26 protein-coding genes are annotated in these 24,018 nt (G+C 69.0%); 6 read left to right on the forward strand and 20 right to left on the reverse strand.

The features are described 5' to 3' along the window. Positions 1 to 22: 22 nt before the first annotated feature. The 3 genes from ppk2 to AC0662_RS07405 are packed head-to-tail and all read right to left on the reverse strand — an operon-like array spanning position 23 to position 2,974. Positions 23 to 931, reverse strand: a complete 909-nt coding sequence (gene ppk2, locus AC0662_RS07395; RefSeq protein WP_478299160.1) for a polyphosphate kinase 2 — start codon at positions 929 to 931, stop codon at positions 23 to 25. Positions 932 to 975: 44 nt separating this feature from the next. Continuing rightward, positions 976 to 1,602 carry a class I SAM-dependent methyltransferase gene (locus AC0662_RS07400; RefSeq protein ID WP_452203988.1) on the reverse strand — a complete coding sequence of 209 codons (627 nt, stop codon included), beginning with the start codon at positions 1,600 to 1,602 and terminating at the stop codon, positions 976 to 978. A gap of 58 nt (positions 1,603 to 1,660) precedes the next feature. Beyond that, positions 1,661 to 2,974, reverse strand: a complete 1,314-nt coding sequence (locus AC0662_RS07405) for an MFS transporter (RefSeq protein WP_478299162.1) — start codon at positions 2,972 to 2,974, stop codon at positions 1,661 to 1,663. 82 nt (positions 2,975 to 3,056) lie between these two features. Between AC0662_RS07405 and AC0662_RS07410 the strand changes: the two genes are divergently transcribed. Further along, positions 3,057 to 3,878: a phosphotransferase gene (locus tag AC0662_RS07410; protein WP_478299164.1), complete on the forward strand. Its 822-nt coding sequence runs from the start codon at positions 3,057 to 3,059 to the stop codon at positions 3,876 to 3,878. On the opposite strand, the gene AC0662_RS07415 is transcribed toward AC0662_RS07410, so the two are convergent. After that, positions 3,867 to 5,351 (reverse strand): MFS transporter, encoded by a 1,485-nt coding sequence (locus tag AC0662_RS07415; RefSeq protein ID WP_478299166.1) that lies wholly within the window; start codon positions 5,349 to 5,351, stop codon positions 3,867 to 3,869. The two genes, AC0662_RS07410 and AC0662_RS07415, sit on opposite strands and share 12 nt — an antisense overlap. A gap of 128 nt (positions 5,352 to 5,479) precedes the next feature. Here AC0662_RS07415 and AC0662_RS07420 point away from each other — a divergent pair, with 128 nt between their 5' ends. Both AC0662_RS07420 and AC0662_RS07425 read left to right on the forward strand, forming a co-directional pair. After that, complete coding sequence (locus tag AC0662_RS07420; protein WP_452203983.1) at positions 5,480 to 6,211, forward strand: TetR/AcrR family transcriptional regulator C-terminal domain-containing protein; 732 nt, start codon at positions 5,480 to 5,482, stop codon at positions 6,209 to 6,211. A gap of 72 nt (positions 6,212 to 6,283) precedes the next feature. After that, positions 6,284 to 6,715, forward strand: a complete 432-nt coding sequence (locus AC0662_RS07425; protein ID WP_478299168.1) for a hypothetical protein — start codon at positions 6,284 to 6,286, stop codon at positions 6,713 to 6,715. Between the two features lie 297 nt (positions 6,716 to 7,012). Here the strand turns inward: AC0662_RS07425 and AC0662_RS07430 are convergent, their stop codons facing one another. The 10 genes from AC0662_RS07430 to AC0662_RS07475 form a co-directional block, all read right to left on the reverse strand. Further along, complete coding sequence (locus tag AC0662_RS07430; protein ID WP_478299170.1) at positions 7,013 to 8,068, reverse strand: Gfo/Idh/MocA family protein; 1,056 nt, start codon at positions 8,066 to 8,068, stop codon at positions 7,013 to 7,015. Position 8,069: 1 nt separating this feature from the next. After that, positions 8,070 to 8,915, reverse strand: a complete 846-nt coding sequence (locus tag AC0662_RS07435; RefSeq protein WP_452203980.1) for a sugar phosphate isomerase/epimerase family protein — start codon at positions 8,913 to 8,915, stop codon at positions 8,070 to 8,072. Then, positions 8,912 to 10,078, reverse strand: coding sequence for an ROK family transcriptional regulator (locus AC0662_RS07440; RefSeq protein ID WP_478299172.1), 1,167 nt, complete (start codon positions 10,076 to 10,078; stop codon positions 8,912 to 8,914). Before AC0662_RS07440 ends, AC0662_RS07435 begins: the two co-directional genes overlap by 4 nt. A gap of 100 nt (positions 10,079 to 10,178) precedes the next feature. Next, the gene (locus AC0662_RS07445; RefSeq protein ID WP_452203978.1) at positions 10,179 to 10,874 is read right to left on the reverse strand and encodes a YidC/Oxa1 family membrane protein insertase; all 696 of its coding nucleotides are present in this window, start codon (positions 10,872 to 10,874) and stop codon (positions 10,179 to 10,181) included. A gap of 45 nt (positions 10,875 to 10,919) precedes the next feature. Further along, positions 10,920 to 11,174 carry a DUF6412 domain-containing protein gene (locus AC0662_RS07450; RefSeq protein WP_452203977.1) on the reverse strand — a complete coding sequence of 85 codons (255 nt, stop codon included), beginning with the start codon at positions 11,172 to 11,174 and terminating at the stop codon, positions 10,920 to 10,922. A gap of 4 nt (positions 11,175 to 11,178) precedes the next feature. Then, positions 11,179 to 12,498 (reverse strand): RNA polymerase sigma factor, encoded by a 1,320-nt coding sequence (locus tag AC0662_RS07455; protein ID WP_478299175.1) that lies wholly within the window; start codon positions 12,496 to 12,498, stop codon positions 11,179 to 11,181. 201 nt (positions 12,499 to 12,699) lie between these two features. Then, complete coding sequence (locus tag AC0662_RS07460; protein WP_452203975.1) at positions 12,700 to 13,320, reverse strand: HhH-GPD-type base excision DNA repair protein; 621 nt, start codon at positions 13,318 to 13,320, stop codon at positions 12,700 to 12,702. 1 nt (position 13,321) lies between these two features. Then, positions 13,322 to 13,735: a universal stress protein gene (locus AC0662_RS07465; protein WP_452203974.1), complete on the reverse strand. Its 414-nt coding sequence runs from the start codon at positions 13,733 to 13,735 to the stop codon at positions 13,322 to 13,324. 344 nt (positions 13,736 to 14,079) lie between these two features. Next, positions 14,080 to 15,558 (reverse strand): glutamate-cysteine ligase family protein, encoded by a 1,479-nt coding sequence (locus AC0662_RS07470; protein WP_452203973.1) that lies wholly within the window; start codon positions 15,556 to 15,558, stop codon positions 14,080 to 14,082. A gap of 61 nt (positions 15,559 to 15,619) precedes the next feature. After that, positions 15,620 to 16,396 carry an MBL fold metallo-hydrolase gene (locus AC0662_RS07475; RefSeq protein ID WP_452203972.1) on the reverse strand — a complete coding sequence of 259 codons (777 nt, stop codon included), beginning with the start codon at positions 16,394 to 16,396 and terminating at the stop codon, positions 15,620 to 15,622. 36 nt (positions 16,397 to 16,432) lie between these two features. On the opposite strand from AC0662_RS07475, the gene AC0662_RS07480 reads away from it, so the two are divergent. Further along, positions 16,433 to 17,788 (forward strand): DNA polymerase IV, encoded by a 1,356-nt coding sequence (locus tag AC0662_RS07480; RefSeq protein WP_452203971.1) that lies wholly within the window; start codon positions 16,433 to 16,435, stop codon positions 17,786 to 17,788. Beyond that, entirely contained in the window at positions 17,781 to 18,719 is a 939-nt protein-coding gene (locus AC0662_RS07485; RefSeq protein ID WP_478299178.1) for a hypothetical protein, read from the forward strand. The genes AC0662_RS07480 and AC0662_RS07485 overlap by 8 nt, the downstream gene beginning before the upstream one ends. Here AC0662_RS07485 and ddaH read toward each other — a convergent pair. Beyond that, a complete protein-coding gene (gene ddaH / locus AC0662_RS07490; protein WP_478299180.1) occupies positions 18,688 to 19,461 on the reverse strand; it encodes a dimethylargininase in 774 nt (257 codons plus the stop codon). The genes AC0662_RS07485 and ddaH overlap by 32 nt on opposite strands. A 49-nt stretch (positions 19,462 to 19,510) precedes the next feature. Between ddaH and AC0662_RS07495 the strand changes: the two genes are divergently transcribed. Next, entirely contained in the window at positions 19,511 to 20,026 is a 516-nt protein-coding gene (locus AC0662_RS07495; protein ID WP_478299182.1) for a hemerythrin domain-containing protein, read from the forward strand. 18 nt (positions 20,027 to 20,044) lie between these two features. Here AC0662_RS07495 and AC0662_RS07500 read toward each other — a convergent pair whose 3' ends face one another. Genes AC0662_RS07500 through AC0662_RS07520 form a run of 5 tightly spaced genes read right to left on the reverse strand, consistent with a single transcriptional unit; the run spans position 20,045 to position 24,005 of the window. Further along, entirely contained in the window at positions 20,045 to 20,767 is a 723-nt protein-coding gene (locus AC0662_RS07500) for an MBL fold metallo-hydrolase (protein ID WP_478299184.1), read from the reverse strand. Then, a complete protein-coding gene (locus AC0662_RS07505) occupies positions 20,764 to 21,156 on the reverse strand; it encodes a YccF domain-containing protein (protein WP_452203966.1) in 393 nt (130 codons plus the stop codon). The genes AC0662_RS07500 and AC0662_RS07505 overlap by 4 nt, the downstream gene beginning before the upstream one ends. Then, positions 21,153 to 22,007, reverse strand: coding sequence for an alpha/beta fold hydrolase (locus AC0662_RS07510; RefSeq protein WP_478299186.1), 855 nt, complete (start codon positions 22,005 to 22,007; stop codon positions 21,153 to 21,155). The genes AC0662_RS07505 and AC0662_RS07510 overlap by 4 nt, the downstream gene beginning before the upstream one ends. Further along, positions 21,979 to 23,115 (reverse strand): saccharopine dehydrogenase family protein, encoded by a 1,137-nt coding sequence (locus AC0662_RS07515; RefSeq protein WP_478299188.1) that lies wholly within the window; start codon positions 23,113 to 23,115, stop codon positions 21,979 to 21,981. The genes AC0662_RS07510 and AC0662_RS07515 overlap by 29 nt, the downstream gene beginning before the upstream one ends. Beyond that, a complete protein-coding gene (locus AC0662_RS07520; protein WP_452203963.1) occupies positions 23,112 to 24,005 on the reverse strand; it encodes an SDR family oxidoreductase in 894 nt (297 codons plus the stop codon). Before AC0662_RS07520 ends, AC0662_RS07515 begins: the two co-directional genes overlap by 4 nt. Positions 24,006 to 24,018 lie beyond the last annotated feature (13 nt).

A 24,018-nucleotide genomic window follows, 5' to 3' on the forward strand; every position in this document is an offset into this window, starting at 1 on the left:
CGCGGCGATCGAATATCCGCAGCTACAGCTCGGGGAACGACCGGGTCGCCGACTCGCCGTATTCCAGGACCTCGGCCGCCGGGCCGAGGATCTTCGGGTCGGGGTGACCGACCAGCTCCACGTCCTTGTCTGTGTAGTCGTAGAGGCTCAGCACGTGGCGCATCGCCTCGAGGCGGGCGCGCTTCTTGTCGTTGCTCTTCACAACGGTCCAGGGGGCGTACGACGTGTCGGTGTAGTGGAACATCGCCTCCTTGGCCTCCGTGTAGGCCTGCCACTTGTCCAGCGAGGCGAGGTCCGTCGGCGACAGCTTCCACTGGCGCACCGGGTCGATCTGGCGGATCGTGAAGCGCGTCTGCTGCTCGGCCTGGGACACCGAGAACCACAGCTTCACCAGCAGGATCCCGGAGCGCACGAGCATCCGCTCGAAGTCCGGGGCCTGCCGCATGAACTCCTCGTACTGGTCCTGCGTGCAGTACCCCATCACGTGCTCGACGCAGGCCCGGTTGTACCAGGAGCGGTCGAACAGCGTCATCTCACCGGCGGCCGGCAGGTGCGCGACGTACCGCTGGAAGTACCACTGGGTCTGCTCACGCTCGGTCGGCTTCTCGAGCGCGACGATGCTCGCGCCGCGCGGGTTCAGGTGCTCCATGAACCGCTTGATCGTGCCGCCCTTGCCAGCGGCGTCGCGGCCCTCGAACACGATCACGAGGCGCTGCTTCGAGCGCTTCACCCAGTACTGCAGCTTCAGCAGTTCGATCTGCAGCAGCCGCTTCTCCCGGTCGTAGACCTCGCGCGGCAGGCGTTCGCAGTACGGATATCCCTCGCGCCAGGTGTCGACCGGCGTACCGTCGGCCTGGAGCAGCACCGGGTCGTCGTCCTCCTCGTCCAGGACGCGGAAGCCGAGCTCTTGGACCAGATCTGGGGTGTTCATAGGCCCAAGACTCGACTCCCGTGGTGACGTCCAGGTGAACAGGATCAGCGGCGGCGGAGCTTCACCGTGCAGTCGCGCCGGTTGATCAACTCGCCGTCACGCAGTACCTGCGCGCGGTCGTGCACGCGGCTGACCACAGTTTCCCACTCACCGTCCGGCAACGCGAGACTTTCGATCACCTCGTCCGGCGTCGGGAAGTGGATGTCGGGGTGCGGGTTGTGCTCCCCCGGCGGGAACCCCATGTGGCCCTCGATCAGCAGTACGCCGTCCCGTGCGACCACGCCGGCCGCCTGGCGCAGAATGCCGTCCCGCGGCAGCTCCGTCTTCGAGTGCAGGAACTGCACCGACACCAGATCGAACGAGCCCTCCGGGAACGACGGCCCGAGCTCGTGCTGCTGCCAGTCGATCCGCCCCTCGACCCCGGCGTCCTTCGCGTGCTGCGCCGCACGACCCAGCGCGACCGACGAGATGTCGACCGCCGTCACTGTCCAGCCCTGCTGCGCGAGCCAGATCGCGTCGGCGCCTTCACCGCAGCCGAGGTCGAGCGCGCGGCCCGGCGTGAGGCCCGACACCTCGTCCACCAGGACGACGTTCGGCCGGCCGCTCCAGATCTGGTCGTGCTCGGCGTAGAAGGTGTTCCAGAAGTCCTCGGAGAGCTGCTCTGTCGTCATGAACCGATGATCCGCGAGCGCTTGACGATCAGGCAAACATTCTTGCCGGTCCGGCAAATCAGGAGTCACGCACCGGGAGCGGCTCGGCCTTCCCGACCACGAACGCGTACGTCAGCGCACCGACCACCGCGACCGCACCGGCGACCGCGAACGACGGCACGTACGACCCGTGGTACCGGTCGAGCAGCAGGCCGAAGACGTACGGGCTGATGATGCCCGCGATGTTCGACGCGAAGTTCTGGATGCCGCCGATCGAGGCGACGTGCCGGGACGACGGCGCGACGTCGCCCGGCAACGACCAGATTCCCGTGGCCGCGATCGCCAGGCTCGCGTACGAGATCGCCAGGAACAGCAGGGCGACGTACACCGACTTGGCCGGCGCCGCGAACACGATCGCTGCGCCGCCGAGCAGACCGCCGACCATCACCGTCTTGCGGACCCGCGTCACGTCGGCGCCCGCCCGGATCCGGCGGTCGGCGACGATGCCCGCGATCCAGCCGCCCGCGATCGCGGTGATACCGGGCAGCGTGCCGAGGGTCCCGAGCTCGGCCAGGTCGAGCCCGCGGGCGTCCTTCAGGTACGACGGGAACCACGTGAGGAAGAAGTAGATGACGAAGTTCAGGCAGAAGAAGCCCAACATCATCCCGCGGATCGTGCGGTACTTGAACAGGTCCCGCCAGCGCACCTGCGCGCCGGCCTCGGTGTCGTTGTCCTCGAGCCGGGCACCGTTCGACGCGATGTACTCGCGCTCCTCCGCGTTCGCGTGCCGGTGCTCCATCGGGTCGCGGTAGTACCAGTACCAGACCGCCGCGAGCATGATCCCGAGGACGCCGAGGACGACGAACGAGAAATGCCAGCTCACCAACGCGATCAGCCCGGTGACCACCGGCAGCGACAACACCGTCCCGACCCGCGAGCCCGAGTCGATGACCGCGCTCGCGAAGGCCCGCTCGTGCGCCGGGAACCACCGCGACGCCGCCTTGGTCGCACTCGGGTACGCCGGTGCCTCCCCCGCGCCGAGCGCGAACCGGAACGCGAACAACGACCAGAACCCGCGCGCGAGCGGCGTCAGCGCGGTCACCAGACTCCACCAGACCGCGGCGAACGTGAACGCCTTCCGCGAGCCGACCTTGTCCGCGAACCAGCCGGCGGCCAGCATCGCCCCGTCGTACGCCCAGAAGAACGCGCCGAGGATCAGGCCCTTCTCGGCGTTGCTCAGCTCGAGGTGCAGGTCGTCCTGGATGAACGGCAGCGCGACGCTGAGGTTCGCGCGGTCGAGGTAATTCAGTGAGAGTCCGACGAAGGCCAGCCCTAGGATCAGGTACCTCGTGCGGCTCGCTCCGGGTGGTGCTTTCACAGTCGTGGCGGTCACTGTGTGCCTCCGATCGGGTGCGGATCGTGGCACGTTACCCCTCTATGTGTTCTGTAGGCAGACAAACGTTTCATCCAACGGAATGAGGACTGTGGTGCTCGAGGACGGCGAAGAGATTCCGCTGCTCGGTGGCGACGTGACCGAAGGTCTGGTGCGCGTCGGCGACACCGTCCGGCGACCGCCCGGCGAGCGCGCCAAGCTGGTCCAGGACGTTCTGCTGTACCTCGAGAAGGTGGGCTTCGAGGGAGCGCCGCGGTTCCTCGGCGTCGACTCGGCCGGCCGACACGGACTGACGTACGTCGAGGGCGAGGTCGCGGGACGCCCGCGGCCGCAGTGGATCGCTGATGAGGAGCGGATGGTCTCGGTCGCCCAACTGCTGCGCGCCTACGACGACGCGGTCGAGGGTTTCGGGATTCCGCAGAACCTGCCGGCGCCGATCGAGCCGCCCGGACTGCCGGACCTGGATGATCCGCCCGAGCTCGTCGGGCATCAGGACGTGACGCCGGAGAACGTGGTGTTCCGCGAGGGCCGCGCGTACGCGTTGATCGACTTCGACCTGGCCCGGCCGGTGAGTCGCGCCCGGGAGTTCGTGAACCTGATGTTGTGGTGGGCGCCACTCGGTGCCGACGACGACCTCGACCCGGAGTTTCGTGGGCTGGACCGGCCGCGCCGCTGCCGGATGCTCGCGGACGCCTACGGCCTCTCGACCGCCGACCGTGGTCGCGTGCTGAGCCTGTCCATCGCGCTGAACGAGCGCGCCTGGCACACGATGAAGTACCGCGCAGAGACCCTCGGCGGCGGCTGGGCGCGAATGTGGAGCGAGGGTGTCGGCGACAAGATCCGCGCCCGCCAGACCTGGCTGGACGCCAACGCCGACACCCTCACCACCGCACTACTCAGCTGACACAGCGACCGGTTCCCGGTCCGGAGTCTTCTTGTCCCGCAGGAGCGCGAGAGCGATCACCGCGGATCCGAGGACCGCGACCGCGCTCACCACGAACGTTCCCGACATCGCCTGAGCGAAGGCCGTCCGCGCGACCTGCGCCAGCGCGTTGTCACCGGACGCCGCGGCCACCACCAGCGCCTCGCCGATCGACCGGCGCGCCTCGGCGGGCGCGGACTCGGGCATCGTCGCGGTGAAGTTCTTCGCCAGCGTCGACCCGAGGATCGCGATCCCGAGCGCCGCGCCGGCCTGCTGGACGGTGTCGTTCAGCGCCGAGCCGACCCCTGCGTGCTCGTGCGGCACGGCACTCATCAGCGCCGCCGTCGCCGCCGGCTGCGCCAGCCCGGCCCCGATGCCGAACACCCCCAGCGCCAGCGCGACCATCCCGAACCCGTCGTCCGCGGACAGTCTCGACATCACCCAGAAGCCGCCGGCGAGCACCACCAGGCCGACGACGGTCAGCGGCCGGTTCCCGATCTTCTGACCGAGCGTCGCACCGATACCGTTCACCACGATCACCGCGACCGCCATCGGCGCCATCGCCAGACCGGCCTTCGTCGGCGAGAAACCGAGCACGAACTGCAGGTACTGCGTCAGCGCCAGGATCAGCCCGCCGTTCGCGATCTGGAGCAGCACGAGCGACAGACTCCCGCCACTGAAGTTCCGGTCCCGGAACAGCTGCAGCGGCACCATCGGCACCGGCGTACGCAACTCCCAGACCACGAACAACGACAGCCCGACCACTGCTAGCGCGAGCATCGGCCACGACACCCCGTGCTCCGGCAGCTCGATGATCACCCACACCAGCGCGACCAGCCCGACCATCGACAGCACCGCTCCGACCGGGTCCGGCTTGCGCCACGGGCCCTTCGACTCCGGCATCAGGATCACCGCGGCAGCGATCGCCAGTACGACCACCGGCACGTTGATCAGGAACACCGAGCCCCACCAGAACCTCGCGATCAGCGCCCCACCGAGGACCGGCCCGCCGATCAGCCCGACCATCAGCACCGAGCTCCAGATCGACATCGCCTTGCGGCGTTCCTCGTCGTCGAAGACCGTGATCACGATCGACAGCGTGCTCGGCATCACGATCGCGCCGCCGATCCCCATCAGCACCCGTCCCGCGATCAGCGTCTCCGGACTTCCGGCGTACGTCGCCACCAGGGACGCGGCACCGAAGATCGCCAGGCCGACGATCATCACCTTCTTGCGCCCGTACCGGTCGGACAGGCTGCCCGCGGTCAGCAGGAGGCCCGCGAACACCAGGATGTAGCTGGCGACGATCCACTGGATCTCCTGCGCGCTCGCCCCGAGATCCTCGGTCAGCACCGGGATCGCGACGTTCAGCACCCCGTTGTCGAGCACCAGCACCATCGTGCTCAGGCAGAGCACGATCAGAATCAGCCACCTGCGCGGATGCCGAGCGGCCATCCCGCACCTCCTTGAATTGAACACCGTTCAGTTTGCTTGAACAGTGTGCAATTAAAACTGAACGCTGGTCAAGTCCTGCACAGTGTTCAAGATTCGGCTAGGCTGACCACCGACGAGGAGGTACGACGATGGCGCCCGAGGAGTACACGTCCGTCTGGACCCGGCCGAAGCGCAGCCGGCGACGCGAGCAACCCGCGCTGACCCAGGAGCAGATCGTCACGGCGGCGATCACGCTGCTGGACACCGACGGACTCGAGGCACTCACGATGCGCAAGCTCGGTGCGGCCGTGGGCGCGGTCGCGACCGCGGTCTACTGGCACGTCGCCAACAAGGACGAACTCCTCGAACTCGTCGTCGACGAGGTGTACGGCGAGATCGACGTACCGACCGGTGTCGAGCCGGCGCAGTGGCGCGCGGCGGCCGAGTCGGCGGCGCGGAGCGTGCGCGCGATGATCGTCCGGCACCCGTGGGTCGCGCCGACGCTCGCGGACGTCGGGATGAACTACCTCGGACCGAACCTGATGCGGGTCTCCGACGACACGCTGGGCATCTACTTGGCGGCCGGATTCGAGCTGCCCGAGGCCGACCAGGCGTCGACCACGGTGCTCGGCTACGTGATCGGCGTCGCGTCGGTAGAGGCCGCGACGGTCAGCAAACTCAAGCGCAGCGGCAAGGACATGGCCGCGTGGCAGGCAGAGGTTTGGCCGGCCGCGGTCCGCGCCGCCGAGCCGTTCCCGCACCTCCGCGCGCTGTACGCCGCCAACAGCGGCGCCGACCTCGAAGCGGGCAGCGAGGACACCTTCAGCTACGGCCTCGCACGCACCCTCGACGGCCTCGAGGCCCGCCTCCGTCGTCCCTGAGCGCGTCCGGAACCGGTCTGCACCGCTCTCAACTTATGGTTGAGCCACGGGGGCCGGCGAAGGGATTGACTGATGGCGTCGTTCGACAGACCGCGGATCCGCGAGGCCGAGGAGGTGCGAGCGGAGCCGGCACGCGTGGACGACCGTCCTCCCATCCACGAGCTGACGGACGAGGAGATCGACCGGTTGTACCCGCGGGAGGAGGATCCCGACGCCCTCCTGCACGCCGACGCCGACGACGACTACGACGGGCAGGTGGAGGACGACGACCCGCAACGGCCGACCCAGGTCGACATGACCGCGGCGATCGCCGAGTACCAACGCCAGCAGGCGGAGCTCAACCACCAGCGGGCGGAACAGCAGCGCCGTTCCGTCGAGCTCGACCGGCAGGCGGAGCAGCAAAAGCAAGCCCGCCGCGTGCAGGAGACCAACGAAGCCCTCCGCTCCGGCGGCGCAGCAGGGTGGGCGGGTCGAGATGACGCCGGAGCGGAGCGCTGCGGCTGAGCAACGGGTGACTCAGCAGCTGGCAGCCGCTCGAGCTACGCAACAACAGATGATGGCTCAAACCGCCGATCCGGCACTGCGGGACGGGTTGCGGGCGAGGCAGGTAGGGCTCCCGCCGAACCAGCAGCCGGGTGCCGGGCAGGGGCTTCAAATGCCCCCGCCGACCGGAGAATCGCCCGTGCGCCCCGGCATGCGGTACAGCGCGGTCAACAACCGCGGTGCGAACGGTCGCCCTAGCCCCCGCGAACTCTGAGGCAGTCGCCCGGAGCTGTGTGAGCCCCGGGCGACCGCACGTGCTCAGCTGTTGATACGGACCTCGGCGCCGGACTTGGCCGACTCGTAGATCGCGGTCAGCATCCGGGCCATCTGCAGGCCCTGTTCGGCCGTCGCGTCGGCGGGGATCTCGCCGCGGCAGATCTGCAGGAAGTGGTCGATCTGGTTCGCGAAGCCGACCTTGAAGTCGAAGCCGAGCGAGTCGATCTGCGGCTGCATGTGCAGCAGCGTGTCGTGCCGCTCGGTGACCATCAGCAGCTCGGGCTCGATCTCCGCGCCGCCCTTCTCGCCGTGGATCCGGACGCTGATCTCGTTCCGGGCGTGCAACGAGTACGACGTGTCCACGTCGAGAACCGCCCCGCCCTCGAACCGGATCTGCGCCGTCGCGTAGTCCTCGACCGTGTTCGGCCGCGCCGCCGACGCGGCCTTGTACCGGGTCAGGTTCTGGATGTTGTCGCGCGCACCCAGCGGCGCGAACGTCGCACCCGATGCGGACACCGGCTTCGGCATCCCCATCAGGTACCAGCACAGGTCGATGATGTGGACGCCGAGGTCGATCAGCGGACCGCCGCCGGACAGCTCCACGTCACCGAACCAGCCACCGGGGTTCCCGGCCGTCCGCAGCAGCGTCGCCCGGGCCGCGTAGATGTCACCGAACTCGCCGGCGTCCAGGAACCGCTTCGTCACGAGTGCGTTCGGCGCGTACCGCCGTACGTACCCGATCTGCAGCGCCTTCCCGGTCTCCTCGACCGCCTTCACCAGCGCCTCGGCCTCGGGCACCGTCACGGTCATCGGCTTCTCGACCAGGACGTTCTTGCCGGCCCGCAGCGCCGCCTCGGCGATCGGGGCGTGCAGGGTGTTCGGCACGCACACGCTCACCGCGTCGATGTCCGGGTCCGAGAAGATCTCCTCGACGTCACCGGTGACCCGCTCCACGCCGAACTGCTCGGCGCGCGCCTTCGCCCGCTCCAGGTCCACGTCGCACACGGCGACCAGCTCGGCCTGCGGGTTGCGCTGGTACGCGCCCAAGTGTTCGACAGCGATCGAGCCGAGCCCGATCACTGCAATCCGCGTCGTCATATCAGGCGTTGCCTTCCGTCAGTCGGAGGATGTTCGCGAGCGAGCGCTCGATGGCAGGCAGCGGCGCCTCCATACCCTCGAACTCCAGGCTCACCGGTACGTCGGGCTTGGTCGCGACCAGTGCGAGCAGGCCCGGCAGGTCCACGTCACCGTGACCCGACACCGTGCCGAGCAGGTAGTCGCCGGCCAGCGTCTTCAGCCAGCCGTCGCCGGCCGAGCGGCGGATGTGGAAGTCCTTCACACCGATCGACGCCGCGACGTCGATCAGGCCGGCCGCGGTCTTGCCCGGCACCTCGCCGACGCACAGACCGTTGCCGAGGTCGAGGGTGACCCGGAAGTTCGGGCGGTCGACCTCGTACACGAGGCGGGCCAGCCGGTCGCTGCCGTTCATGAAGAAGCCGTGGTTCTCGATCGTCGACACGATGCCGAGCCCGGCGGCGTGGTCGGCGACCGCGCGGCAGCCCTCGACGACCTTCGCGAACGTCGACTCGAACTCCCCCGGGTTCTCCTCACGCCACGCCCACGGCGCCACGTCGTGCCGGAAGACCCCGGCGCCGAACGCCTGCGCGATGTCGAGCTGCCGGCGCAGCCGGTCGATCTCCTTCTCGTCGGCCGACCGCAGGTCACCGCTGACCAGGTAGTTCACGATCGGTACGTCGATGTCGGCCGAGTGCTTCGCGGCAGCACTCACGACGTCCGGGTTCTCCAGGTAGTACTCCCCGTCCATCGCGGCGACCTCGATGTGCCCGGCCGACGAGGCCGCGACCCAGTCCAGAACCGAGATCAGGTCCATCTCGCCGCTCACCATCAGCTGGCGGAAGCAGTATGAGCTGACTCCTAGCTTCACTTCGTGGTCCTCTCAGTCTCGTCAGAGACGTCATGGGTGATCCGGTGCCACGGACTCGGATAGTCGTGGACGCCGTAGATTGCCGAGCTGTACCGGTCGAACGCGGTGCCGACCGCCCCGAGCACCACTGCCTCACGTCCCAACGCCGAAGCGACGATGGGTGGATGCTCGGGGAAAACCAGTTCCTTCTCGATCGCGGCCTCGAGCGGCCGCAGCAGCGCGGTGCTGTCCTGCACCGGCCCGCCGCGCACGACCACGATCTCGGGGTCGACGACCAGCAGCACGGTCGCGATCCTGGCCGCGATCTGCGCGCAGAAGTCCGCGAGCTCGGCCTGTGCACCGGCGTCGCCGGCCGCCGCGGCGCTCAGCACCTCGGCGCCGGTCGGCCGCGCGGACCAGACCAGCTGCCCGCGTTGCGCGTTCCGCGTCCAGCGCATCCCGCGCTGCGCCCCGAGCTCTCCGGCGAGGCGGTGACGCCCTTGCCGGATGACTCCGTTGAGCACGATCGACACCGATAGTCGATGACCGATCTGCAGGTAGACGACATCGGAGTATCCACGCCCGGCGCCACCGCGCTGCTCGGCGAGCGCGGCGAGCTTGATGTCGTTGTCGACGACGACGGGCTGACCGAGCTCCTTCGCGATCAGCTCACCGACCGGCAGCCCGACCAGGTCAGGCATCGCGAGACTCGCGCGCAGCCGACCGTCGGCCTCGACGACCCCAGGAAGCCCCAGCCCGACCGCGCGCAGCCGCCCAAGGTCGACCGACTCCCCCGCAGCCTCCAGCGCCCGCGGAATGAGCGAGAGGTCGGACGGCCCCTCCGTCGGCAGCTCGGTGTACCCCAACCGCCGGCCGGACAGATCGCAGATCACCGCCCGCGCACCCCGCGGCCCGAGGTCGACCCCGGCGACGAGGCCTGAGGCGCGGACGAACCGGAACGCCCGCGCCGGCCGCCCCGGACCCGCTGTCGCCGGACTCCCGGACACCACCAGCCCGGCCCTGACCAGGTCGTCGAGAACGGCATGCACGGTCGGTCGGGACAGCCCGGTCCCGGCGCTCAGCTCGCCGACCGTGCAGGCCTCACCGGCGTCGTCGAGGAAACGCAGACAGGCGACCTGGTTAGCAGCTCGCTCCGCCTGAGCGGGTCCTCGTACGGCGTCCATCGCACCCCTGAAGCTGATATGTAACCGCCTTTAATAAAGACGGTATCAGAACGCATCGGCCCACCGCAACGGACAATTCCGACACCGTTGCCCGAAGCAACTAGCGCTGCAGGACGGTGCGTTCGACGACCGTCCAGGTGGTCGTCGTCAACAGGTACAGACCGGCGGCGAGCGGCACGAAGGCGGCCGTCAGCAGCGTCCCGTACGGCAGCAGCCGAGCGATCCGCCGCGACCACGTGGACACCGGCGACCCGGCCGTCGCCGACGCCTCGAGCTGGCGCACCTGCAGTCGCGCCGAGAACCATGCGACGACTGCCAGCAGTACGGCGACCACGAGGAACGCCGGCGTACCGGTGAAGACCGGCCAGTGCACGCCGAGCGGCGCACCGAGCAGGCTCCCGCTGATCAGCTGGTTCGACTCCCCCGCCACCACCGTGCGGGAGAACAGCGTGTACATCAGCCAGAAGAACGGCAACTGCGCGAGCATCGGCAGGAACCCGGCGAACAACGACGTACCGGACTCGGCCTGCAGCTTCGCGACCTCACGCTGCAGACGTTCGGGATTGCCGCGATGCTTCTCGGACAGCTGCTTCAGCTGCGGCATCATCGCGGCGCGGGCCTTGAGCCCACGCTGCGCCCGCACGCTCAGCGGGACGAGACACAGTCGTACGACGAGGGTGCACAGGACGATCGCGATGACGGCGGCGTACGCGCCGGTCAGCGGTTGAAGAGTGTCCACGAGGGACGTGAGCAAGTGATAGGCACCGGCGACCGGTGCCTCCAGGAAGGAAGGCACAGCAGAACTCCACGAGTGAGTAGGAACAGGTAGCGAGGTGGAGCGCTACCGTCCCGGTGCTCGTGGGCGTGGCCGACCGGCGGCGTCAGGATCACGCAGCCGCAGGAACACTGTCTGCTCGGCCCGGTCGCGGACCGACGAGGCCCGCGCAAGCAGCGGCGTGGCGGTGGGCGCGGACGACCGCGCGACGACCACCAGCGCCAACAGCAAGGCCGCCGCCGTGAGTACGGCGGCGGCCAGAGAAGCCGTGTCGACCACAGGGATCACCAGCGCAAGCGCACTGGCGATCCACTGCGTCATGACATCAGTCCAGGTAATCCCGGAGGACCTGCGAACGCGACGGGTGCCGGAGCTTCGACATCGTCTTGGACTCGATCTGGCGGATCCGCTCGCGGGTTACGCCGTACACCTTGCCGATCTCGTCCAGGGTCTTCGGCTGGCCGTCGGTGAGACCGAAGCGCATCGAGACCACGCCGGCCTCACGCTCGGACAGCGTGTCGAGGACCGCGTGCAGCTGCTCCTGGAGCAGCGTGAACGAGACCGCCTCGGCCGGGACGATCGCCTCGGAGTCCTCGATCAGGTCACCGAACTCGGAGTCGCCGTCCTCACCGAGCGGGGTGTGCAGCGAGATCGGCTCGCGGCCGTACTTCTGCACCTCGATGACCTTCTCCGGGGTCATGTCGAGCTCCTTGGCGAGCTCCTCCGGAGTGGGCTCCCGGCCCAGGTCCTGCAGCATCTGCCGCTGGACACGGGCCAGCTTGTTGATGACCTCGACCATGTGCACCGGGATCCGGATGGTGCGGGCCTGGTCGGCCATCGCCCGGGTGATCGCCTGCCGGATCCACCAGGTGGCGTACGTCGAGAACTTGTAGCCCTTGGTGTAGTCGAACTTCTCGACCGCACGGATCAGACCGAGGTTGCCCTCCTGGATCAGGTCCAGGAACAGCATGCCGCGGCCGGTGTACCGCTTGGCCAACGACACCACCAGGCGCAGGTTGGCCTCGAGCAGGTGGTTCTTGGCGCGGCGGCCGTCCTCGGAGATCCACTCGTACTCGTCGCGGACCTTCTCCTTGAGCTTGGCCGCCTCGTCGGCGATCTGCTCCTCGGCGAACAGGCCGGCCTCGATCCGCTTCGCGAGCTCGACCTCCTGCTCGGCGTTCAGCAGCGGGACCTTGCCGATCTGCTTCAGGTAGTCCTTGACCGGGTCGGCGGTAGCACCGGCGACCATCACCTGCTGCTCGGGCTCGTCGGTCTCGTCGGCCTCGGAGACGATGAAGCCCTGGTCCTCGGTGAGCTCCTTCTCCAGCGGCTTCACCGATTCCGGGCTGAAGTCGGACTCGTCCACGTCGTCGAGCGCGCGCGGCTTCCCGGTCTTCGGGTCGATCGCCACACCCGCTTCGGACACTGCCTTCTTCGCCGTAGCCTTCTTGGCAGCGGCCTTCTTCGCGGGGATACCGTCCTCCTTGGTGCCGGCGGTCTTCACCGCCGCCTTCTTCGCCGCCGCCTTCTTGGCTGCGGGGTCGGTGACTCGGGCGCTGGTCCTTTGAGCCGTACTGCGGACGGTGGCGGCGGCCACGGCCCTAGCCGGTTCGGCGGGAAGGTTCTCGGACGAGCTGGACGACACGAATTACCTCTCGTCTGACGCAGGGTTTGTACGACGGTACGACGTTGTGAAGCTGAGCTTTTGGGTACTGCGGTGTGCGGCTGCTCGCTGGTCAGGCGGCGACAACAGTCCATTGTAATCCGCGAACCAAGCTCAGGCGTCGCACGACCCCCCGGAGAGCGTATTTCCGGGGGCCCTTGTCACCGCTGCCACGCGTCGTCGTCACCCGTTGCGGGTCCTCCGCAGCGGCCGGGCCACCACCCGCTGCCGGACCAGTTGCTGCTCCTGCTTGAACTGCCGCACCTTGACCAGTGAGGCAACGTCGATCACGTCCGCGACGGACTTGTACGCGCCGTCCTCGCCGTACGGCTCGGAGGCCTCGCGCCAGCCACGCGGCCGCACCTTCAGTTGCTTGCCGAGCAGCGCGACGAAGATCTTCGCCTTCTGCGCGCCGAAGCCCGGCAGGGCCGACAGTCTGGCCAGCAGGTCGTCCCCGGACTTCACATCGGACCACAGGCCCGAGGCGTTACCGGAGTACTGCTCGTCGAGGTGTTTGGCCAGGGTCTGGATCCGGGCGGCCATCGCGGTCGGGAACCGGTGCACCGCGGGCGGGCCGGCCACCACCTCGACGAAGGCGTCCGGGTCGTAGTGCGCGACCGTGGCGGGATCGAAGGGACCGCACATCCGCTGCGCGATCGCGACCGGGCCCGCGAACGCGCGCTCCATCGGGATCTGCTGGTCGAGCAACATCCCGACCAGCAGGGCGAACGGATCTCTGCTCAGCATCTCGTCGGCGTCCGGCTGTTGCGCGAGGCACAGCTTCCTGCTGCGTGTCGACGTCACCTCAGTCCTCCCCTTCCTCGGCCTTCACGGCCAGCACCGGACACGGAGCATCGAGCAGCACCCGCTGCGCGTTGCTGCCGAGGATGAGCTTGCCGACCGGCGACCGGCGCCGCAGGCCGATCACGATGAACTCCGCATGCACCTGCTCGGCGACGGCCACCAGGTCCTCCGCCGGGTCCAGGCCACGCACCAACTGGCGTACCTCGTAGGGCACACCGGTCGAGTCGAGCTGCTCCCGTACTTCGCTCAGCGCGGCGTCACTGGCCGCCGCCTCGTCGCTGTCGAAGCTGCGCCCGCCCCGATGCGAGTTCACCACCACCAGCTTGGCGTCTCGCAGCGTCGCTTCCTCCGCTGCCCGCCGAAGGGCCGCACGGCCTTCCGCCTTCGGCACGTAACCCACGACGATGGTCGTCATCGCCCTGCCTCACCTCCGGGTGTGTGTCGACCCGTCTCGAACGATACTGCTCCCGACCGCGGTCGGCATCCGCTGCATTTGCACCTGTTGTGTCGCAACGGTGACGGAGGGCTGCCGGTGCCCGAGTACTACCCCCGGTGGGCCCCGCTAACCTTCCGGTGCGCACACCTTTGCAGGGCTGTCACCGAAAGCGCCACCCCTGTATGTCGGGTCGTTATCGAACTCGTGCCGGAACCCGCCGACGCCGTTGCCCTGGGCAAGGTCGACGAGGTTCCGTCAGAAGGACCGGAGTTCCGCCTGGTTCGGCGCGCACTGTCCTACGTTGTCGCGCGGTACGAACCGGTTCAGTCCACCGGCCACGCGTGCACGGGAGTGTTCGCGTGCATGTGGTCGCGATACCCGCGGAGCATTCCGCGCAACGCGTCCCGCCGACCGTACGGCCCCTTTGTATACAGGCGGTGGAACTCGTCGGCCTGCCACGACGCGCCGTTGCGGCCGGTCAGGCAGCGTTGCTCGATGATCCCGAGCAGCCGGTCGCGGACCGCGACGTCGACGCCCCAGGCGTCCAGACCGCGAACCGCCAACGGCAGCAGGCGTCTGAGCACCAGCTCGGTCGCACGGGCCGTGCCGACCCCGGGCCAGAAGACCTCGGCGTCGATGCCGTGCCGGGCGGCTGCGTGGAAGTTCTCCTCGGCGGCGCTGAACGACATCTGCGACCAGATCGGCCGTTCGTCATCGGCCAGCGCACGGACGAGTCCGAAATAGAAGGCGCCGTTGGCAATCGTGTCGACCACTGTCGGACCGGCCGGCAGGACACGATTCTCGACGCGCAGATGCGGCTTCTCCCGGACAACGTCGTACACCGGGCGGTTCCAGCGATAGATCGTCCCGTTGTGCAGGCGTAATTCCGAAAGGGCCGGAGTGTCACCGCGGTCCAGGACCGCGATCGGGTCCTCGTCGGAGGTGACCGGGAGCAGCGCCGGGTAGTAGCGCGAGTTCTCCTCGAAGAGGTCGAAGATCGACGTGATCCATCGTTCACCGAACCAGACCCGCGGCCGGACGCCCTGCGTCTTCAGTTCGTGCGTGCGAGTGTCGGCGGCCTGCTCGAACAACGCGATCCGGGTCTCGCGCAACAATTCCTTGCCGAACAGGAACGGCGAGTTCGCACCGACCGCGAGCTGCACGCCGGAGATCGCCTGCGCCGCGTTCCAGTACCGCGGGAAGGCCTCTGGCGTGACCTGGAGATGGAACTGCGTCGACGTACAGGCGGCCTCGGGGACGATGCTGTCCGCGGTCACCTGCAGCCGCTCGACACCATCGATGGAGATCTGCACGTCCTCGCCGCGGGCCGCGAAGATCTGGTCGTTGAGCAACGAGTACCGCGGGTTCGTGCTGAGTGCGTCGCGGCGGATGTGCTCGGTCAGCAGCGTCGGCAGGATCCCGACGATCACCATCGACGAGCCGGTCCGGGCCGCCTTGTCCTCGGCCGCGTTCAGGCTGTCCCGGATGCTCGACTCCATCGTGTCCAGCCCGAGACCGTCGATCTGCCCGGGCGGCACGTTGATCTCGATGTTGAACTGCCCGAGCTCGGTCTGGAACGCGTCGTCCTCGATCGCGCTCAGCACCTCGGAGTTCTTCATCGCCGGGTCGCAGCGCTCGTCGACCAGGTTCAGCTCGATCTCGATACCGGTCATCGGCTTCTCGGGCGCGAACCGGGCCTCGCGCAGCATCCGCGCGAAGGCGTCCAGATTGCGATGGACCTGAGCGCGGAACGCGGTCCGGTCCGCCCGGGTGAACTCGACCCGGTCGACTTCCTCACCCATCAGCGCCTCCCCTGGTGGCTCCTTCGCTCAGTGTGCCTGAAGGTGCCCACCTGTGCGCTGATCATTCGCGTGGTGGCACCACCGGGAACACGATGAAGTGCTCGCGCTCGATCCGGACCGGCTCCTCGCCGGCCGTCGCCATCACGTCCACCAGCTCGGTCAGTACGCCGGGGCGCAGCGGCAACTCGTGCTCGCCGGGATGCTGGTCGGCGCCCATCGGGTAGTCCTGCGCCGGCTCGGTGGTCATCTCGATGTGGGCGCCGAGCACCCATTCCACCGGTTTGCCCCCGGCAACGAACTCCCCGAGCCGCGCGACGCTCGCCCGGAACTCCGGCCAGTCGAAGACGTACAGCCGCCCCGGGTAGAGCGAGTCGCCGCTGAACAGCAGCCGCGTGTCCCGGTCGTAGACGGCGATGTGCGACGCGTGATGGCCCGGGATCGGGAGGATGTCGAGCACCCGCCCACCGAGGTCGAGCTCCACCACGCCGTTCGGCCAGTCGGTCAGCCCGAAGTACGCCGCGACGTCCGCGGCCGATGGGCCGACCACGTTCTCGAACTCCGCATCGCCGCCGACGTGGTCACCGTGGCTGTGCGTGTGCGCGACGATCAGCTCCCGCTCCCCCACCAGCTCGTCGATCAACGGCCGGAGCGGGACGTGGCCGGTCCCGGTGTCGAGCAGCAGGGCGCGCTCGGTACCGAGCAAGAGGTACAGGAACGGGCCCTCGAAGTTGGTTCGCAGGGACTGGCGGACGATCGCCGTCCGGTCGTCGTACCAGTGGACCTGGTGTGTGGCGCTGGTCGGGTCGGTGCCGTCGTCCCAGTGGTCGGGGAAGCTCATGCACCAATTGTCGGTGCTGACGGGGACACTGGGCAGGTGCGTAATGATCCGTCGGTGCTGCATGTCGACCTGGACGCGTTCTTCGCGGCCGTCGAGCAGCGGGACAAGCCGTCGCTCCGGGGCAAACCCGTGGTCGTCGGCGGGATCGGCGTGCGCGGAGTCGTGTCCACGGCGTCGTACGAGGCCCGCAAGTACGGCGTCCGCTCGGCGATGTCGACCGCAGAAGCGCGGTCGCGCTGCCCGCACGCGGCGTACCTGAGCCCACGCTTCGAGGCGTACCGGCAGAGCAGCATCGCGGTGATGGCGGAGATGCGGGCGCTGTCGCCGCTGGTCGAGCCGCTGTCGCTGGACGAGGCGTTCATCGACCTGGCCGCCAGCGGACTGAGCGACCTGACCGTCGACGATGTCGAAGCGATCGCGAACGACCTGAAGGAAGCGATCCGGAAGGTGAGCGGCGGTCTGACCGCCTCGGTCGGCGCGGGGACGTCGAAGCTGATCGCGAAGATCGCCAGCGATCTCGACAAGCCGGACGGCGTGGTCGTCGTCCCGGCCGGGACCGAGGCGGAGTTCCTCGCGCCGATGCAGGTCACGGTGATCCCCGGGGTCGGCCCGGCAACGGCGCAGCGCCTGAGCATGGCCGGTGTGCGGACCGTCGCGGATCTGCAGCAGCTCGACGAGGACGAGCTGGTGCGGCAGATCGGCTCCGCGCACGGCACCAGCCTGCATCGGCTCGCGGTCGCCGCCGACGACCGTCCGGTGGTCAGCGACCGGGAGACCAAGTCGGTCAGTGTCGAGGACACGTTCGAGACCGACATCATCGACCGCGCGCTTCTGGCGGCGATCAGCGACCGGATGGCGCTGCGGGTGTCCGAGCGGTTGCAGAAGGCGCAGCTGTCCGGCCGCACGGTCACGGTGAAGACGCGGATGCACGACTTCACCACGCACACCCGGTCGTCGACGCTGGCCGGACCGACCGACGACGCGCGGGTGATCGCGCGGGTCGCCCGCCGGCTGCTCGAGGAGAGCGAGATCGGCGGCGGCATCCGGTTGCTCGGTGTAGGCGTCTCGTCACTCGCCGACTGGATCCAGGACGACCTCTTCACCGAGGAGGAGCACGCCGGGAACCCGATCGAGATCGTCGAGCTGCCGGCCCGCCCGCGGGACCAGCTCGGATTCCACCCCGGGCAGGACGTGGCGCATCCCGAGCACGGGCAGGGCTGGGTCTGGGGGTCCGGCCGCGGGCGGGTGACGGTGCGGTTCGAGACCGCGGACACACCGCCGGGGCCGGTGCGGACGTTCGCCGTGGACGATCCGGCGCTGACAAAAGTACGGATCACCGCTGCGGATGAGGACGGCGAACCCGAAACTGACCACAATGGGCCGAATGAATGAGGAGCGGCGCGGGGTCTACCCGTTCTGTGCGCCCTGCACGGCGGCCTCGGAGGCCTGGCGGGCCGCCGAGACCGCGGGCCCGATGGGTAGCCGGTTCTACGGGCACCGCGACGTCTGCGAGAACTGCGGGTCCTCGATCCGCACGCTCTACAGCACCGTGCTGTGGGTTCCGGTGTCGAAGCACGGCCAGTACCGGGTGATCCCGACCGGCGGCCGCAGCTACGTCGGCCGCCGCCTGATCGAGCCGCCGGTGCGTGCCGTCGTACGACGGGAGCCGGTCTCGGCGATCGCGGCGCATCCGGAGCTCGACGGCGCCCCGGAGTACCGGCAGGCCGAGGCGTACTGGGACGAGAGCGAGCCCGGCCGGGCGCTGCCGTTCTACCAGTCGGCGCTGGTCGCTCGGGAGCAGGTTCTCCCGGCGGACGACCCGGCCACCTTGCGGGTCCGGCTGCGTGTGGCACAGGGACTGCTGGCGACGGCGAACTACGGACGAGCGATCGCGTGGTTCGAGCTGCTGACGCCGCAACTGGTCGAGGTGTTCGGGCCGCATCATGAGCTGACCCATGCGGCGGCCGAGGCGGTCACCGGCGCGCGGTTGATGGTCGGTGGCCCACGGGCCGAGGCCGACCTGCTGGCGGACATCGTGACCGCGGACGAGGCGGAGGCCGCGGCCGACGATCCGCAACTGCTTCGCAACCGGTCGGCGCTCGGACAGGCATTGCTCGCGTGCGGCGACATCGCGGCCGCTCTCCGGACCCTCAGCGAGGTCGTCCGGCACGCACCACCCGGACACCCGGACTCGACGGTCTATCGCGCGGCACTGGTGGAGGCGTGCGAGGTCGCCGAGGGACGTGGCAAGAGGCGCGAGCTGCAGCTCGCCCGAGACGCGCGACGCATGCTCAGCCGCGCAAGCGCACCGACAAGCACGTGACACAGCCCTCGAGCTTCTCGAACTCGCTGATGTCCACGACAACCGGCTTGTAGCCCAACCCTTCGAACAGCTCGGCGGACTTCGGCGCGGACGCAGCCATCAGCAGCCGATCCTCCCCCAGCAGTACAACGTGTGCGCCGGCCTCCTCCGGAACGGGCCGGAAGCGGTCGAACGCGCCCGCGTCGTCGACGAGCGGCTCGTACCCGATCACCGTCCCGTCGGGCAGCGCGGTGACGGCCGACTTGAGATGCAGCACCTTCCGCACCGGCACCGCCCGGACGTCGGCACCCAGCGGGGCGAACGCGGCACGCAGTTGCTCGATCCCCGCCGCGTTCGTCCGTCCACCCTGCCCGACGTAGATCGTCGAGCCGACCTTCAGTACGTCGCCCCCGTCCAGCGTGCCCGGCTCAGTGATGTGCTCGATCCGGTAGCCGTGGCTCGCGACGGTCTGCGCGGCCGCGGCGGCTTCCGCGCGTCGCTCGTTCGCACCGGCCCGGGCGATCACCGCGAGGTCGCCGTACACGACCATCGTGTCCTCGACGAAGACGCTGTCGGCGCACTCGTCGATCGGTGGCACCTCGACCGTGGTCCAACCGGTGTCGTGCAGCGCATCGACGTACCGCTGCCATTGACGCGTCGCGAGCTCGACGTCGACCGGCTGCCGCTCGATGTGGGTGACAAGCCCGTCGGCGAGCCGCGGACTCGGGCGACGGACGAGCGCTGACTGGACTGGGGTCGGCATGACCGCAGGTTATCCGGGTACCGGTTAGGCCTGAGAGAGGAGATGACGCATGCCGAGGATCTTGCCGTCGGCCAGTGGAGACGTGGTCGAGATCATCCTGGCCGACCACCGGTGGTTCGAGGAGGCGCTGCGGGAGTTGCGTGACGTCCGGAGCGACCGGGAGGCGGTGCTCGCCGATCTGGCGACCGTTCTGATCGCGCACGCCGAGGCCGAAGAGTCGAAGGTCTACCCGACGCTGCGCCGCAAGGACGCGATCGACGCCGACGAGGTCGAGCACTCCGAACACGAGCATGCCGAGGGCAACGATGCGCTGCTCGCGCTGATGGAGGTCGAGGACGTCGGTAGCGAGGAGTTCAGCGCGAAGCTGCACGAACTGTCCGAGGCACTCACCCACCACCTCGACGAGGAAGAGCGCGACGTCCTCAATCCGGCCCGCACCGACATCACCGAGACCGTACGGCGCGATCTCGGCGACACGTTCGCACAGGAGCGCGCCCGCCTGATCCGGTCCGGCTGCGGTGACATCACCAACGTCCGCAAGGTCGTCGACGCCGAACACAGCTAGGTTGCCTGGGGCACCCTTTCAGAGGGTCAGCCGCAGACCTTCGTCGGCCTCGATGACCTCGCCGGCGAACTCGCGGCGTGCCTCCACCACGGATACCGTGCGGTCGGAGCCGGGCCAGAAGTGCGTGAGCAACAGCCGCTTGGCTCCACTCGCGCCCCGAGCCGCTTCCGCCGCAGTCATCAGGTAGCTGTCGTGGGACGAGCCCTGATAGGTCGCGTCCGAGATGAACAGGTCCGTCCCCTCCGCCAACCGCTGCAGCTCGGGCGACGGCCCACTGTCACCGGTGTACGCGACCGAGACCCCGGGCGCGCTCAACCGCACCCCGAGATTCGTCTTGTAGTGCGGCAGTTCCACGACCAGCACGTCGAACGGCCCGATCCGTGTCGTCGACGCCAGATCGTGGACGGCGAAGACCTCCGCCGGATCCGGGTTCGGCTCGAGGGCCCGCAGTACGTCGAGAACGCCCGGGGCGCAATGCAGCGCGACGGGCGGCGCGTCCGGCGCCTCGTAGTGCCGGACCCGGGCCAGGCCGCTCACGTCGACGCAGTGGTCCGGGTGCTGGTGCGTCACCACGACCGCGTCGACATCACCCTTCGGGCAGTGCGCGAGCAGGCGCGGCAACGCGGCGTACCCGAGGTCGAGCACCACCCGGAACCCGTCGTACTCGAGCAGGAACCCGGCGCACGCGCGACCGGCCTCGGGCCACGCGCCGCAGGAACCGAGGACGGTCAGCGACCTCACCGGACGGCGAACGGCCGGTCGCTCGGCACGATGTCCTTGCCGAGCGGCACCAGGGAGATCGGGATCAGCTTGAAGTTCGCGATCCCGAGCGGGATGCCGATGATCGTCAGGCACAGCGCGATCCCTGTGGTCAGGTGGCCGAGTGCCAGCCACCAGCCCGCGAAGATGATCCAGATCAGGTTGCCGAGCAGCGCGCCCGCCCCGGTGCCCGGCTTGTCGACGATGGTGCGCCCGAACGGCCACAGGGTGTACCCGGCGATCCGGAACGACGCGATCCCGAACGGGATGGTGATGATCAGGATGCAGCAGATGATCCCCGCGACGGCGTACCCGATGGCCAGCCAGAAGCCGGCCAGCACCAGCCAGATCAGGTTCAGAAGCGTCCTCATACCTCCCAGCCTGCCACCTGACCGGCGTGTTTCCGTACCAGTTCGGCGACAAGTCCGGGATCGTTCCGGGGCATCCAGTGGCCGCCCCTGACCACTTTCACCGTCAGGTCGGTGGCCCATCGCGCTCCGTCGATCTGCAGCGGCGTCGTGACGAACGGATCGCCCTCCGGTGACACCGCCAGCACAGGTACGTCGGTCCGCCGCTGACCCGGCCGCAGCAGGCGAGGGACAACGTTTGCGCGGTACAACTTCATGCCGTGCAGGTAGTCGCCGATCAATCGTTTGTCCTCAGCGTCCTGCGGCTCCAGCCGGCTGAAGACGCGGTGCGCCCATCCCTTCCGCCAGCCGAGCTCGGGCAGCCAGGGCAGGTGGAAGTAGAAGATGTACCAGGAGTGCACGAGCTGCCGGAGTGCGGCGCGGCTGCGTCGCCGGAGGAAGTGCCCCGCGTGGTCCAGCGACGGCCCGGAGATCGACACGAACGACGCGATGCGGTGCTGCAACGCCGGGTCGGTGACGAAGTGCCAGGACTGAATCGATCCCCAGTCGTGCGCAAGCACATGCACCGGCCGGTCGGGCGACACCGCGTCGATCACCGCGCGGAAGTCGTCCTGCAACCGATCGAGGTGGTACGCCGCCGTGCGGCTCGGCTGATCCGAAGCACCGGCGCCGCGGACGTCGTACGCGATCACGTGGAAGTCATCGGCGAGACGTTCGGCGACCGGCTCCCAGAGCGACCCGTTGTCCGGGTAGCCGTGGACGCAGATCAGCACCGGCGCGCCGGCGTTGCCGTAGTCGTAGACGGCGACCCGGGTGCCGTCCGGGCTAGTAGTGGTCGACGCCGAGGGTGGCAAAGGTCATCCCCGCCTTCACCAGTCGCTCGCGCAGCGCGGGTCCCATCGCTGCGGCCGTCGTGGTCTGACCGGCGGTCTCCGGCAGGTCGTCGAGCGCCAGACACAGTGCGCTCTCGCCGAGCATCTTCGCGGTCTCGTCGTACCCGGGGTCGCGGCCGGCGACCTCGGTGATCACCTGCTTGCCGCCGCCCCGGCCGACGAAGCGGACGTTGAACCAGGACCGCGCGCGGCGCTCCGGGCTCGGTCCGTCGCCGGGTTGCAGGCGGTTCAGCAAGGCCTTGCGGGCCGGCGGGATCTGCGCCGCAGCGATCAGCAGGCCGACGCCGCCGACGCCCGCCGCGACGGTGGGCAGACGTTTCACCGCGGCATAGTGCGAGTAGCGGAAGTCCGGTCCGTAGCGGTCCAGCAGACGCGCCGAGTACCCGACGATCTGCGGGTCGACGGTCGGCAATGGCACCGCCCAGAACCCTTCCTGGCGGTGGATGCTGCCCGCGACCGCGCGGGCTCGCCGTCCCACCGGACGCGGTTCAGCGGCCCGCCGGGCACGGTGTGCGTCCAGGTTCTGCTTGGGCCGGGAGAACGCGGTGATCGCAGTATGAAAGGTGCCGCCCGAGGGACGGCCGCCGGCCCGGAGCAGGCCGTCGAGCTGGATCGGCACGTTCTCCGGCAACTGCTCGACGGTGAACTGCACACCGAGGTCGTACGGGATCGAGTCGAAGCCGCACGCGTGGATGATCCGGGCACCCGTCTGCTGCGCGCGCTCGTGGTACCGCACGTACATCCGGTCCACGAACTCCGGCTCGCCGGTGAGGTCGAGGTACCCCGTTCCGGCCTCGGCGCAGGCGGCGACCAGCGCTTCGCCGTACTGGATGTAGGGGCCGACCGTGGTGGCGACGACCTTCGTGGACTCGGCCAGCGCCTGCAGCGACTTCGGGTCGGTCACGTCCGCGTGCAGGATGTCCTTGCCGAACCGCTCCAGCTTCGACTTGTTGCGTCCGGCAACGGCCCAGCGGAGTCCGTCCGGAGCGTTCTTGTCCAGGTACTCCGCGGTCAGCGCCCCCGTGAAACCACTCGCGCCGAGCAGTACGACGTCGTACTCGCGGCTCACCTGTGGGCTGCCTTCTCCGAGTCGGCCTGGCCGCCAGCGCCGCTCGGTCGCGACGACGCCTCGGCGCCGCGGGTCTGGATGTCGGCGAGCGCGGCCGCGTCGGACTTCGGAACGCTGAATCGCGAGCCTAGCTCGATGACGTGCGGGAGCACCCAGCGGACCACCTTCATCGCGCCGATCCAGCCCGGAACGTGCACCGTTCGGGACCGCTTCTTGATGCCCTCGACGAACTTGTCCACGGCGAACTCGAGCGGGTACGTCTTACTCACCAGCGGGATCCCGGTCCGCACCTTGCCGAACACCGGGTGCCCGTCGACCCCACGCACCATGTCGGTGTCGACGAACGTCATGTGCGCGACGCCGACCCGCACGCCGAGGTGCTTCAGCTCCGGCCGCAGCGTGTCCCCCATCGCCTCGACGCCGGCCTTGGCGACGTTGTACGACGCCAGGCCCGGGATGTGCACGATCGCGGCCAGCGAGGAGACGAGCAGCAGATACCCCTTGCTCTCCAGGAGGTACGGCAACGTCAGGTGCACGGTCCGCCAGACGCCGAGCAGGTCGACGTCGATGACGCGCTCCCACACCTTCGGGTCCATGCTCCGGCTGAACCCCGGCGCCGCGATCCCCGCGTTCGCCATCACCACGTCGATCCGGCCGTAGCGCTCGGCGATCCCCTCGACCGCGGCGCGCAACGAGTCGGTGGCGGTGACGTCGGCCTCCCACCAGCCGGCGTCCGGGCCGCAGTCCTCGGCGACCTTCTTCAGCTCGTCGGGCTCGAGACCGACCAGCGCGAGCTTCGCGCCGTCCTGGGCCAGCTTCCGCGCCACCGCGGCGCCGATCCCCCGGGAAGCTCCGGTGACGAGGACGACTTGACCGGCCAACGGACGCATCTGGACCTCCAGC

It is taken from the genome of Kribbella sp. NPDC043289, assembly GCF_056436705.1.

Bases quoted from the DNA above. Each gene is read 5' to 3' on its own strand.
- ppk2 (WP_478299160.1), bottom strand. From the start codon at position 931: ATGAACACCCCAGATCTGGTCCAAGAGCTCGGCTTCCGCGTCCTGGAC.
- AC0662_RS07400 (WP_452203988.1), bottom strand. From the start codon at position 1,602: ATGACGACAGAGCAGCTCTCCGAGGACTTCTGGAACACCTTCTACGCC.
- AC0662_RS07410 (WP_478299164.1), top strand. From the start codon at position 3,057: ATGAGGACTGTGGTGCTCGAGGACGGCGAAGAGATTCCGCTGCTCGGT.
- AC0662_RS07415 (WP_478299166.1), bottom strand. From the start codon at position 5,351: ATGGCCGCTCGGCATCCGCGCAGGTGGCTGATTCTGATCGTGCTCTGC.
- AC0662_RS07420 (WP_452203983.1), top strand. From the start codon at position 5,480: ATGGCGCCCGAGGAGTACACGTCCGTCTGGACCCGGCCGAAGCGCAGC.
- AC0662_RS07425 (WP_478299168.1), top strand. From the start codon at position 6,284: ATGGCGTCGTTCGACAGACCGCGGATCCGCGAGGCCGAGGAGGTGCGA.
- AC0662_RS07430 (WP_478299170.1), bottom strand. From the start codon at position 8,068: ATGACGACGCGGATTGCAGTGATCGGGCTCGGCTCGATCGCTGTCGAA.
- AC0662_RS07440 (WP_478299172.1), bottom strand. From the start codon at position 10,078: ATGGACGCCGTACGAGGACCCGCTCAGGCGGAGCGAGCTGCTAACCAG.
- AC0662_RS07450 (WP_452203977.1), bottom strand. From the start codon at position 11,174: ATGACGCAGTGGATCGCCAGTGCGCTTGCGCTGGTGATCCCTGTGGTC.
- AC0662_RS07465 (WP_452203974.1), bottom strand. From the start codon at position 13,735: ATGACGACCATCGTCGTGGGTTACGTGCCGAAGGCGGAAGGCCGTGCG.
- AC0662_RS07470 (WP_452203973.1), bottom strand. From the start codon at position 15,558: ATGGGTGAGGAAGTCGACCGGGTCGAGTTCACCCGGGCGGACCGGACC.
- AC0662_RS07475 (WP_452203972.1), bottom strand. From the start codon at position 16,396: ATGAGCTTCCCCGACCACTGGGACGACGGCACCGACCCGACCAGCGCC.
- AC0662_RS07485 (WP_478299178.1), top strand. From the start codon at position 17,781: ATGAATGAGGAGCGGCGCGGGGTCTACCCGTTCTGTGCGCCCTGCACG.
- ddaH (WP_478299180.1), bottom strand. From the start codon at position 19,461: ATGCCGACCCCAGTCCAGTCAGCGCTCGTCCGTCGCCCGAGTCCGCGG.
- AC0662_RS07495 (WP_478299182.1), top strand. From the start codon at position 19,511: ATGCCGAGGATCTTGCCGTCGGCCAGTGGAGACGTGGTCGAGATCATC.
- AC0662_RS07505 (WP_452203966.1), bottom strand. From the start codon at position 21,156: ATGAGGACGCTTCTGAACCTGATCTGGCTGGTGCTGGCCGGCTTCTGG.
- AC0662_RS07520 (WP_452203963.1), bottom strand. From the start codon at position 24,005: ATGCGTCCGTTGGCCGGTCAAGTCGTCCTCGTCACCGGAGCTTCCCGG.